10 protein-coding genes are annotated in these 11,944 nt (G+C 59.7%); 7 read left to right on the top strand and 3 right to left on the bottom strand.

The features are described from left to right. The 5 genes from AC1DON_RS21770 to AC1DON_RS21750 all read left to right on the top strand — a co-directional run. The coding region (locus AC1DON_RS21770) for a sugar phosphate nucleotidyltransferase (RefSeq protein WP_476936932.1) at positions 1–271 on the top strand (271 nt) is incomplete at its 5' end. A 6-nt stretch (positions 272–277) separates the two neighbouring features. Continuing rightward, positions 278–1,564 (top strand): lipopolysaccharide biosynthesis protein, encoded by a 1,287-nt coding sequence (locus tag AC1DON_RS21765; protein WP_476936931.1) that lies wholly within the window; start codon positions 278–280, stop codon positions 1,562–1,564. Next, positions 1,561–2,130, top strand: coding sequence for a serine O-acetyltransferase (locus tag AC1DON_RS21760; RefSeq protein ID WP_476936930.1), 570 nt, complete (start codon positions 1,561–1,563; stop codon positions 2,128–2,130). The genes AC1DON_RS21765 and AC1DON_RS21760 overlap by 4 nt, the downstream gene beginning before the upstream one ends. A gap of 5 nt (positions 2,131–2,135) precedes the next feature. Then, on the top strand, positions 2,136–3,134 hold the full coding sequence (locus AC1DON_RS21755) for a glycosyltransferase (protein WP_476936929.1): 999 nt from the start codon (positions 2,136–2,138) through the stop codon (positions 3,132–3,134). Positions 3,135–3,161: 27 nt separating this feature from the next. Further along, the gene (locus AC1DON_RS21750; RefSeq protein WP_476936928.1) at positions 3,162–4,388 is read left to right on the top strand and encodes a glycoside hydrolase family 99 protein; all 1,227 of its coding nucleotides are present in this window, start codon (positions 3,162–3,164) and stop codon (positions 4,386–4,388) included. A 63-nt stretch (positions 4,389–4,451) separates the two neighbouring features. On the opposite strand, the gene AC1DON_RS21745 is transcribed toward AC1DON_RS21750, so the two are convergent. Next, complete coding sequence (locus AC1DON_RS21745) at positions 4,452–5,147, bottom strand: hypothetical protein (protein WP_476936927.1); 696 nt, start codon at positions 5,145–5,147, stop codon at positions 4,452–4,454. 475 nt (positions 5,148–5,622) lie between these two features. On the opposite strand from AC1DON_RS21745, the gene AC1DON_RS21740 reads away from it, so the two are divergent. Continuing rightward, complete coding sequence (locus AC1DON_RS21740; protein ID WP_476936926.1) at positions 5,623–6,663, top strand: hypothetical protein; 1,041 nt, start codon at positions 5,623–5,625, stop codon at positions 6,661–6,663. Between the two features lie 51 nt (positions 6,664–6,714). Here the strand turns inward: AC1DON_RS21740 and AC1DON_RS21735 are convergent, their stop codons facing one another. Further along, positions 6,715–8,115 carry a hypothetical protein gene (locus AC1DON_RS21735; protein WP_476936925.1) on the bottom strand — a complete coding sequence of 467 codons (1,401 nt, stop codon included), beginning with the start codon at positions 8,113–8,115 and terminating at the stop codon, positions 6,715–6,717. A gap of 341 nt (positions 8,116–8,456) precedes the next feature. On the opposite strand from AC1DON_RS21735, the gene AC1DON_RS21730 reads away from it, so the two are divergent. Then, the gene (locus AC1DON_RS21730; protein ID WP_476936924.1) at positions 8,457–9,623 is read left to right on the top strand and encodes a nucleotide sugar dehydrogenase; all 1,167 of its coding nucleotides are present in this window, start codon (positions 8,457–8,459) and stop codon (positions 9,621–9,623) included. A gap of 70 nt (positions 9,624–9,693) precedes the next feature. Here AC1DON_RS21730 and AC1DON_RS21725 read toward each other — a convergent pair. Then, a partial coding sequence (locus AC1DON_RS21725; protein WP_476936923.1) for a calcium-binding protein occupies positions 9,694–11,944 on the bottom strand: 2,251 nt, incomplete at its 5' end.

Below are 11,944 nucleotides of genomic sequence, written 5' to 3'. Positions count from 1 at the left end.
CGTCAATCGCGTCTATCTCGAGCGCGGCCAGCTCTCCGTCCAGCCCATCGGCCGCGGCTATGCCTGGCTCGATACCGGCACGCCCGACAGCCTGCTTGATGCTGCCGAGTTCGTTCGCGTCCTCGAAAAACGCCAGGGCATGAAAATCTGCTGCCCCGAGGAAATCGCCTGGCGTCAGGACTTCATCGACAATGCCCAGCTCGAAGTCCTCGCAAAAGCCCTCGGCAAAAGCGAATACGGAAAGTACCTCCTACGCATTCTCGCGCAATAAGGCCCGATGTCCGGCAAACTGGATCTTCAGAAACTGCTGGTGCCGCTCACCAATATGGGCCTGCGTGGCGTGGGCCTGGTGGGGCGTTTTGCCCTGTCTTTTTATCTGGTCAAGTTCCTGAGCCTGACCGAAACGGGGCAGTTCGGCCTGATCGTCGGCGTCGCGGGCGTGCTGCCGGCACTGTTCGGCTTTGGCATGAACTACTTCCTCAGCCGCGAAATCATTGGCGTCGATATCGAGGACGCCTTCGCACGCATCCGCGACAAGATGGTCGTCATGGCCTCGCTGCTGGGTGTGACCCTGCTTGGCGCCCTGGCTGTAAATACAGTTCAGCCGATCGATATTCTAGGCAATCTCTGGCTGGCGGGGCTGATCATCATCCTCGAAGTCATCGCCTTCGATCTGCACATTGTCCTCATCAGCCTGCGTAAACCCCTGCTGGCCAATTTCCTGCTGATCATCCGGTCGGCCGCCTGGGTCTTCCCCTTTATCGGCGTGAGCTTTTTCTGGCCGCAATACCGCACACTGGACATCCTGCTGGCCTTCTGGCTGGGATCGCTGCTGCTGTCCTTCACGGTCCTGTGGCTGTTTACGCGCGGCTGGCCGTGGCTGGGAACCCTAAGCCGCAAGATCGATTCCCAATGGATCGGCCACACCATCAAGGCCGCCGGCCTGGTCTATCTCAGCGACCTGGGCCTGGTCATCTATTCCTATTTCGACCGCTTCTTCATCGCCGGCCACCTGGGTCTGGCAGCGACCGGCGTCTACACCTTCTATTGGACCATGGCCAATGCCCTGCTGGTGCTGATCACCGCCGCCGTCGTGCAGGTGTCGCTGCCGGGACTGGTCGATGGCTTCAAGGCCGGTGAGGACGTCTGGCGGCAAAGGTTCGGCAAGATGCTGGTCAAGGCGCTGGCGGGCAGCGCCGCCATGGCCGTCGTCATGTACGGCGCCCTCGCCTTCCTGCTGCCCTTTATCGGCAATCCTGAGCTGGCCAAACACCCGCTGATCTTCCCGCTGATGCTCGTGGCCATCATCGTCAAGATTGCCGCCGACATGACCCATTACGGCCTCTACAGCCGCAAAAAGGATCGCACCCTGGCACTGATCAATATCTCCGGCATTTTCGTCAATCTGGCCCTGACTATCGCGCTGGTCAGCCTGTTTGGCCTGATCGGGGTCGCCCTGTCGATGCTGGGAACGGCCACCTACCTCCTGATCAGCCGGGGCGGGTTCCTGTATCGCGAGATTGCACATCACCGCCTCGCCACTGTCGCAGAGGAGCGGACATGAAAGCTGACGGTTTCCGCGCCAAGCTGCGCGCCGACGCGGAGTGGTATTTCCGCTCCTGGAAGAAACCAAAGCCGGCCCTTGGCACCTGGCTGAGACTTATCCTGCTGACTCCCGGCTACCAGCTGGTCATTTCGCTGCGTCTGCAGGAAAAGCTCGGCCGCATTCCGGCGGTAGGCGTCCTGCTGCGTCGCATCCTCTGGTACATGACGACCCAGTACTTCAACAGCGATATCGACCCCCAGGCACAGTTCGGCCCCGGCCTGTACCTGCCGCACCCGATCTGCGTAGTGATCGGCGCCGAGGTTCGCGCCGGACGCGACGTCGTCATCCTGCAAGGGACTACGCTGGGCCGGCGGGGCGAGCCCGACGGCTACCTGGTCATAGGCGATGACGTGCAGATCGGGAGCGGCGCCAAGGTTCTGGGCGTCATCACCATCGGCACGGGCGCGCGCATTGGCGCCAATGCCGTCGTCCTCAAACCGGTGCCTGAAAACGCCATCGCCGTCGGCATACCGGCGCGCATCGTGTCGAAATCTTCGCCAGACTCCACGCTCGAGACCCTGTGACCACCATGGACAACATCACGCTCGTCAGCGTCACCTACGGCAAGCGCTGGCACCTTCTGAAAACCGTGCTGGAGGCCGCGCGCGATCAGGGCGTCCAGCGTGCCTTCGTCATCGACAACGGCTCGCAGGACGACCTGGCGACTCTGCTTCCCGAGGCCTTCGGTGACTGGGCCCGCCGCGTCACCATGGGCCGCAACAGCGGCTCAGCGGCGGGTTTCCGGACTGGCATGGAAACGGCCATGAACGCCGGCAGCGAATACATCTTCGTCCTCGACGACGACAATATCCCGGCTCCCGGTACGGTCGACAAGCTGGTGACCGCGCTGAAGGACCTGCGCCAGGAAACCGACCTCTCCGCCGTCTGCGGCCTGCGTGACGACCACGGCGGTGCGGCGGCGGAACGGGCGGCGGCCGGCTTCAAGCCGCGCTTCCTGGATTCGTTCCTGAACTTCCACCTGCTCGACATCCCCAGCAAGATCGCATGGCGCAAGCGCGGCAAGGACTTCGTCGCGCCGGAGCTGCCCGATCGCATCCCGATCCTGCACGGCCCCTATGGCGGGCTGATGTTCCACCGCTCGCTGATCGACCTGATCGGCTATCCGGACGGCGACTTCGTCCTCTATGACGACGACACCGACTTCACCTACCGCATCACCAAGGGCGGCGGGAAGCTGGAGCTGGTCCGCGACGCCGTCATCAAGGACGCCGAGGCGTCATGGTATGCCGAAGACAGCAAGCCTACGGCAACTTCGTTCGACGCTTGGCTGACGGCGGGCTCCGACTTGCGGATTTATTATGCCATGCGCAACCGTTCCTACTGGGAGTCGCATCGCCGGACACCCGTCAGTCCGTTCTATTACCTTAATGCCGCCGCATACATGGTTATCCTGACGACCTATGCCGTCCTGAAGCGCAAGACGCGGCGGTTGCCGATTGCCTATTCCGCCCTGTCCCACGGCTTCAAGGGCAAGCTGGGCGAAAACGCCGGGTTCCGCCTCAAATAGACGGAAAGCGGCAGAAGGAGACCCATTATGCGTCCCGTAGCTGTCCTTTTCACGTTGACTGCCATTGTCTCGACCACGCCCGCCTTTGCAGCGGACCCCTCGCGGCTGGAGGGGGCGGTCCTGGTCGGATACCAGGGCTGGTTCCGCTGTCCCGGCGACGGCAGCGGCGCAGGTTTTGCCAAGGGACACTGGTTCCTGAACGGGCCCAAAGGCCCGGACATGGGGCACCCCGGCAAACGGCGCTGGATCGTCGACATGATGCCCGACGTGTCGGAAATGGACCCGTCGTCCATATGCGAAGCACCTGGCAAGACGCGTGGTGGCAAACCTGTCCGTGTCTTCACATCGTTTGCGCCGGCGACCCAGCAAACCCATTTCCGCTGGATGCGCGACTATGGCATCGATGGGGCGCTGGTGCAGCGTTTCGTCAAGCGCCTGCCACAGGAATACCAGGAGAACGACCAGGTCCTGAAAAATGTCATGAAGGCGGCGCGGGATAATGGCCGGGTTTTCGCCATCGAGTACGATGTGACGGACGCGAAGGGTAACGTCTTCGAGGCGCTGAAGGCCGATTGGCTGCGTCTGAAGCAGATGGGCGTCACCCGGCAGCCCGGCTATCAGATGGATGAAGGCAAGCCGGTCGTGTCGCTGTGGGGCCTGGGTTTCGGCGACGACCGGCATATTTCCGATCCCGACAAGGCCCTTGAAATCATCACCTGGTTCAAGGGCCAGGGCGCGCGCGTCATGGGCGGCGTGCCCGGCTACTGGACCAGCCTCAGCCGCGACAGTGCAAAGGACCCACGCTGGACCAAGGTTTACGCCGAGTTCGACATCGTCCAGCCGTGGACGGTCGGCCGTTACCACAGCGCAGATGGCGCGGCGGATTGGGCACGGACCCATTATCCGGACGATGTCGCCACCACGGCCCGCAATGGCCAGAAATATATGCCGGTGATCTTTCCGGGTCTATCCTGGAAGGGCTCGCACCCCGACGCCAAGAGCAATGCCGTTCCGCGCGGCGGCGGTGACTTCCTCTGGCAACAGGCCGTCGCCGCCAGGAAGGCCGGTGCAAAAATGGTCAAGATTGCCATGTTCGATGAGGTCAATGAGGGCACGGCGATCTTCAAGGTCACCCCCACCCAGGATCTTGTTCCCGTCGACGGCGATTGGGTAACGATGGACGCTGACGGTACGGCCCTGCCCAGCGACCGCTACCTGACCGTAGCGGGCAAGATTGGCGAACTCTTCCGTTAGAGCGACATGGCGAAAGGTGTGAGCGGTTTCGCCAAAAATATCGCGACAAAGCAAGAGCAAGGGCTACGGGTGTAAAAGCGACACCGCCTGGACGCCGGCCAGCAGGGTCACCAATGCCGTGACGATTGAGACAAAGCGCCGCTCAAGGAAGCGTCGGCGCGGACGTGCCGGCTGTGTGGACGCAGCCACGTGACGTAAACGTCCGGCAACCGCGCGCATGGGGATGTAGGTTTTTGCCGGCAACCAGGCCGCTATCCGGCTCTGCAACGTCCTGACCTCGCGTGCCTCGATGCGCAGCCGCAGGCACCGTACACGGATAACGCGCGCCGCACGTGCCCTGCGCTCCTCAAAGCTGGGAAGCGCGGATCCGGCGGCGTCATGACTGGCCGCCAGCATGGCCGGACGCGAGGCTATGAAGCGCACCATGTCGGTGACATGGCTACCTTCCGGAGCCACCAGCGACAATTCGCCGGGGGTGCCGTTGGGCGCGTCATCGGACGCGCGTTGGAAATAGAGATGCATCGCTCCGTAAGCGCCCGAAACACGACTAATCAGCCGGCTGGCCGTCCAGTCTACTTCAGGATGACGGCGTTGCAAGGCGTACAGGGTTTGCACAGAGGGAATGGTGCGGCCACCGACCATCACACTGACCATCCGCTTATCGGCAGCATAGTGTGCGGCCTTATCGAAGATCGACAGGACAGTGGCATCGTCCGCATCCGGAATACTGTAACGCCTGGTCTTGAGCCTGTTTGTCATGTTTTCAGCCCCTGGAGCGATGATGTCGAAAGGTGCATTGCGGTCTTCGACAAGATACGATTAGCAAAACTTAGATCGCAGATGTGCGACCCCTTGAGAGCACGATTAAACACTTATCGTGCCTTTATTTTTTGTGACGAGATACTCAACCGACACTGCTTTGCAATAGCAGTGCCATATTGCCTGCCCCGTAAGGCATTCAAACGATAGCACCAGCATTTCGTTAAAAATTACTCAAAGTAGAAAGCATTCGACGTCATCAAAAAAGTAGAAAATTATCTCTATACTATTCAAAGAAATAAATGCTGAATGTGAAATTAATCATAAAAATAAAAAAGCCATTAAAACCCGCGTGTTTCTTTGTGTCACAGGGGCGGCCAGTACCGCGTATTCAGTAGAGTTCCACAGCATGCTTAACCAGTATAAACTAGTTCCCGCAATCGTTTCTATGATTTTAACCTTGGGGCTCGGCGGAATGAGCAGTATTGCCCAAGCCAAGCCCGCCATCGGCACGGTCGGACAGGCCAACCGGGATGAAGCGACTATAAAGTCCTATTTCGACGTGATGCAGTATCGCAATCTGACGCGCTACCGCTTCGACGCCTATCTGACAGCAGATACGGACCCCTACCGGGTATCGATGGTGCGCATGATGCATAGGCAGGCCAAGTCACATGGCATTACCCTGCGGCCCATCCTGGCCTTTCCGCTGGCCTTCGGCGACCGCACCGACTACGGCAAGTACCCAAAGGGCGACGCCGACGCGCTCTACCGTCAGGGCTATGACCGGACCTACGCCTTCGTCAATGAATTCAAGACCGAAATCAACGATTACGAGTTGGGCAACGAACTGAACCTGCTGGTGACCGACACCAATGGCCAGCCGCTGTGGGGCAAGGGCTTTACCGCCCGCGAATTCGATACAAAGCTGATGAACGAGTGGGCGATCGTGCTGAAAGGCGCATCGGACGCCATCGACAAGATCAATGCCGACAACGGCCTCAAGCTGCGCCGGACGCTCAACACGACCTCAACCCACTTCGGCTTCCTCGACTTCATGAAGTCAAAGGGCGTGAAGTACGAAGTCATCTCGTACCACTATTATGAGCGCCTGGGCACCGACCCCAACTTCTACTGGGGTACGTTCAACCTGTTCTACAAGCTGTCGCAATACGGCCTGCCGGTGCAGTTCAACGAAGTGAACTGTGGTGAAATCTACGATCCGGCCTACCAGAACGTCTGGGCCGGCAACCTGGTCGAGGCCTGCAACAAGAGCCTGAACAACACGCTCAACTATATGACCAACCAGAAATATCTCAATATCGAGGATATCGACATATACGAACTGGTCGATCATCCCGAACGCGCCGGCGCCGAAGCCAAGTTCGGCATGCAGTACAATATGAAGGCGTGGAAGATGCACATGCTGACTGCCACCCTCTATTCGGGCGGACAGATGTCGGCAGACGAACGCGGCTATGTCACCCGTCGCGGCTATCCGGCCATCCAGAAGTAATCCAGCCGCTCAGGACACGGTGCCGCCCCTGCATCGTGTCCTGTTTTGCGGTCAATCAAAGGCGATCAGCACCGGGTGATCGCTGATCTCGACCCTCACGTCGCGGGTGTTGCGGATCGTCCTGAGCGGCGCCGCGCCTTTGAGCGGATCGTAGATGCGGACCTGACCCGCAGGTGTCTTAAGCGTAATCGACGCCTGGGCCGGTTTCACCACAATGTCCCTTTGTGCCGACGCATCCCATATTCGCGGCTCGGCCCACAGGACCAGGACGTAGCTGCCGTCCGGTTTTTGCAGCAGTAACTGCATGTCGTGCAGATCGTGCGGCCCCTTGATCGTATAGACAAGCGGTTCGCGTCGGCCCGACATTGCGCCGGGCTCCGACAATATCCGTGTCAGATTATGCAGAGCTGTCGCCGCCGGCTTGGGCCGGCCATCGGCGTAGAACAGCCCGAAATGCTTTTCGATCGTGGTGGCCGGCGTGTCGGGCGCATTGTCGAGAAGCTGATAGAGATAGGTGCGCCGCGCACCCAGGGTATAGCCGTCGAACACAGTGCTGAGGATGTATTTGGCCTGTACCGTTTCGCTGACGGCAAGCTTTGGCCTGGCGCCGGCGCTTTCGTCGGTGGCAAAGCCCGTCTCGGTAATCACCACCGGCTTGCCCGGTGTAACCGTCCGGCGCTCCATGGCTTTGAAAAGGGTGGTACGCGGCGCGGCCGCCTGGAACGAATATTCGTGGATATTGCCGAAATCGGCAGCGGTCTCCGGGCCTATGGCATCAATATCGGCCTCGAAATCCGCCTGGCACCCCGGCGCACCCAGCCCCTTTTTCACGTAAACGACCGTGTAGTTGTAGACAGGCAGCCCTTTCAGGACCGGATCAGACTTGACCACCTTGTAGAGGTCGCCCTGCAGGTCCTGGGTGGGCTGGAAATCGCGCGCGCACATGTCGCTTTTGCGGCCCTTGTATTCGACATTCCAGGCCGCCTGCATAAAGACGTTGTTGATTTCATTCGGGCCTTCGACCGCAGCCAGGATACCGGGGCGGGCAGCTTCCAAGTCCAGCAGACCCTTGTGAAACGCCGCCAGGTCAACCGGGCCACCGCTGCCGGGCGTCAGGGTCAGCTCCACGTCCGCCGTTTGCGCTACCGCGACCAGGCGCGCGACCTGCTCTGGCGTAAAGCTGCGCCCGCCATCGCGGACATGTCGGAAGCCGATGTAGCGCAGGCTGTTGGCCGTTATCGTGGGGTCGGCATAGCCCGAATAGTCCGGGCCGGTGAAGTTGATATGCGTGTTGACGCCCAGGCTGTCGATAAAGGCCGCGACCGGCACGGCCTGGCGGCTGTTGCTCGCGCCCGCGAAACGCGGCAGGCACAGGAACACAACCGCTGCCACTAATAACGCAACACACCCGGCGAGGGCGATGCCGAGGTTCCGAAGGGCCATCTTGGACATCTATCGCTCAATTTCTGTTACGGTACAGCGACATATAGCTTTAATATTTTAGCAGCGATAGAAGGCTGTACAGAATCGGCACACCTGTTACACGAATTCCGCATTTTTGCGGCATTTGACACAGAGTGCATGTGCGAAAACATTCCACCTTGCCGTTTGCGGTGCAGCATAGTAGTGTCCAGGCAACAGTACCCCCTTGATATGTAGCGTTATTTGAGCCGCCACAGACCTGTGTTTGTGGCACGGGACTTGAATAGTCACGGATAACACACCGCCGTCACGGCCGGTGCAGGAACTTACAGACCGCGGCAGCCGCGGTGTTCAGGTAATTTGGAGCGGAAATGAAGATAGCTGTTGCGGGTCTGGGTTATGTCGGCCTTTCTAACGCCATGCTGCTGGCGCGGCACAACACGGTTGTGGCTTTCGACGTCGTACCGGCCAAGGTCGATATGCTCAATCGTCAGGAATCACCGATCGTCGATCGGGAAATCGAACATTTCCTGAAGCATGAAAAGCTCGACTTCAAGGCGACGCTGGATGCGCGCGAAGCTTTCGAAGGCGCCGACTACATCATCGTCGCCACCCCAACCAATTACGACACGGTGACCAACCAGTTCGACACGTCGTCGATCGAAGCCGTCGTACGGCAGATCATGCCGATCAACAGCACAGCGACCATCGTCATCAAGTCGACCATTCCTGTCGGATATACGCTCGACGTCCGCAAGCAACTGGGCTGCGACCAGATCATCTTCTCGCCGGAATTCCTGCGCGAAGGCAAGGCGCTGTACGACAACCTGCACCCATCGCGCATCGTTGTCGGTGAACAGTCCGATCGTGCGCGCGGCTTCGCCGACCTGCTTGTCCAGGGCGCCGACAAGACCGATATCGAAGTCCTGTTCACAAACCCGGATGAAGCCGAGGCGATCAAGCTGTTCGCCAACACCTACCTGGCCATGCGCGTCGCCTACTTCAACGAACTCGATAGCTATGCCGAGGCCCTGGGCCTGGACACGCGCCAGATCATCGAAGGCGTGTCGCTGGATCCGCGCATCGGCAAGGGCTACAACAACCCGTCGTTCGGTTACGGCGGCTACTGCCTGCCCAAGGACACCAAGCAGCTGCTGGCCAACTACTCGGCCGTGCCGCAGAACCTGATCAAGGCGATTGTCGACGCCAACACGACCCGCAAGGACTTCGTCGCCGACAGCATTATCAGCCGCGGCCCTAAGACAGTCGGCATCTACCGCCTGACCATGAAGACCAACTCGGACAACTTCCGCGACTCGTCGGTCCAGGGCATCATGAAGCGCATCCGCGCCAAGGGCATCAACGTCGTCATCTATGAGCCCGCCTTCGAAGGCGAGCAGTTCTTCAACTCGCCCATCATCCGCGACATCGAAGAATTCAAGCGCACGTCCGACGTTATCGTCGCCAACCGCATCTCGACCGATATCGCCGACGTCGCGAGCAAGGTCTACACTCGCGACCTGTTCGGTTCGGACTGATCCATCAACAGCAAAACCCCTGGCGTCAAAACGCCAGGGGCCAAGCATGTGTTACGCCCGAAAGACTGGATCAGGCAAAAATAAACTGATGGCTGTCGACCGTCTCAACGCCCTTCAAGAGAATGCTGTCAGCGCCGTAGCGCAGGAGCGTACCGTCCGCCACGTCCACGACCTGGATGTCCGAAAATTTCAGAGACGTGCCTGAAAAATCTATAAAGTCGTCGGCAGCGAAATCCGCGATCGAATCATTGCCGTCACCCTTGGTGAAGACAAAGCGGTCGGAACCCGCCCCGCCGGACAGGGCATCATTGCCGCGGCCACCGTTGAGAACATCGTTGCCGCTGTCGCCCATGATATTGTCATTGCCGGCTTCGCCAAAGAGGCTGTCATTGTCCTCACGGCCGTAGAGCGTATCACTGCCGTCACCGCCATAAAGCTGGTCGTTGCCGTCAAGGCCATACAGCTTGTCGTTGCCGCCACCGCCATAGACCGTATCGGCGCCACTGCCGGCAGTGACAAGATTGTCCAGGCCGTTGGCCACAGCCTTGAAATTCTCGCTGCCCTGATAGGTCAGGCTCTTGGCGTCACCTGCCAGCGTGTAGTCGGTCTTGTTGGTCTCGACACCACTTGCCGTGACTTTTTCGTAGGCCTTCAGCGCTGAGCCGTCCGACTTAACGGCGGCAATGATGTCGTCCTTGGTCAGGCCGGTAAAGTTCTTTACAACCAGGGTGTCGCCGCTGGCGAAGGTGATGACCGTGTCCTTGCCGACAACCTTGAGATCAAGGTCCTCGAACGCCACCTTCATCTGGCTCAGATCGATCTTGTCCTGATTGCCTTCGGCGCGGCTGAAATCGGCGATCACATCGTTGCCGAAGCCCTTGCCTTCGAAGACGAAAAGGTCGTTGCCGCCGCCGCCGTACAGAAGGTCATTGCCCTTGCCGCCATATAGCTTGTCGTCGCCACCGGCGCTGGCATCCGACGTGGCGCCATCGCCGTAGAGCGTATCATTGCCGTCATCGCCATACAGAACATCCTTGCCGCCGGCCGATCCGGCCGTAAGGGATTTGGCGTCGCCATAGATGATGTCGTCGCCGTTTCCGCCCCAGAGATAGTCCTTGCCGCCCTGGGCCGTGACCATCGACTCACCATCGCCGTAGATGGTGTCGGAACCGTCGCCGCCGTAGATATTGTCGTTGCCGGCCGCGATCGCCGCCGTCAGCGCCGCAACATCGCCATAGACGACGTCGTTTCCGGCCTCACCCTGGATTGTGTCGGCGTTGACGCCGCCAAAGAGGCTGTCATTGCCGTCGCCGCCATTCAGAACGTCTTCATTGCGGCCGCCATCGAGAGCGTCATCACCGGCACCACCGTTCAGGACGTCCTGGCCGTTGTGACCAAAGATCACGTCGTTACCGCCTGTGCCGTTCAGGACATCGCCGTCGATGGTGCCATTTATAGGCTTCGGGCCCGTGCTTTCAGCCGGCTTGGGTTCCTCGACCTTTATGACCTCGCCCTTGTCAACGACCGGAGCGGGCGACGGCACTTCGATCGGCGGGACAGGCCTGCTCACCGCATCGCCCAGGAGACCAATGACTTTTGACGAGACAGAAGAGAGGATGTCGGACTTGTCGAGCTGGTTCGTTACCGTATTTTCGACCGTCAAGACGGTTCCACTGTTCTTGAGATCGAACAGCAGCGCCTTGCCCGTGTTGTCGAGAAATTCCGAGTCCTTTACGGTCACCTTGGCGTTGGCGGCCAGCCATATATTGGTCGGCATGGTCGAGGTGCCGCCGTGATAGACCGGGTTGAGGCCGGTGACATTTTCCAGCACCGTGTCGGTGGCCCAGAAGCGGAAATTGCGTGTATTGCCTTCGGCGACCGCATTGACCAGGGTGGTCTTTGTCGACTTCAGGTCATAGCCGGCGTCTGTATTGTTGTAGGCCACCGTATTGATAAAAGCGACGTCGTAGACGTCCTTCTCGGTCGCGAAACCATCGCCGTTCCAGTACTTGTTGACCGTATCGGTGATGTTCCCCATCTGCGTGTCCTTGACGACAACGCCGTGAACCGTACCGTCCAGCTGGATGCCGGTGGCGAAGTTCGAGCCGTCGATGTGCTGGCTGTCACCGGACACATTCTCGATCAGCACGTCATTGGTGTCGTAACGCAGGGACACGACGGCCTTGGCAAAGCCGGTGACCTCGATGTCCTTGATCGTCAGACCCGACACGGTGGCGTCGGTCGCGCTGCCGCTCACCAGGTTATAGACAAAGCGGTTGATATTGTCGGCCGTCATGTGCTCGATCGAGATGATCGAGATG

The sequence above is a fragment of the Asticcacaulis sp. P4_H10 genome, from assembly GCF_056400965.1.
This window is presented reverse-complemented; position numbering and strand designations above follow the sequence as displayed.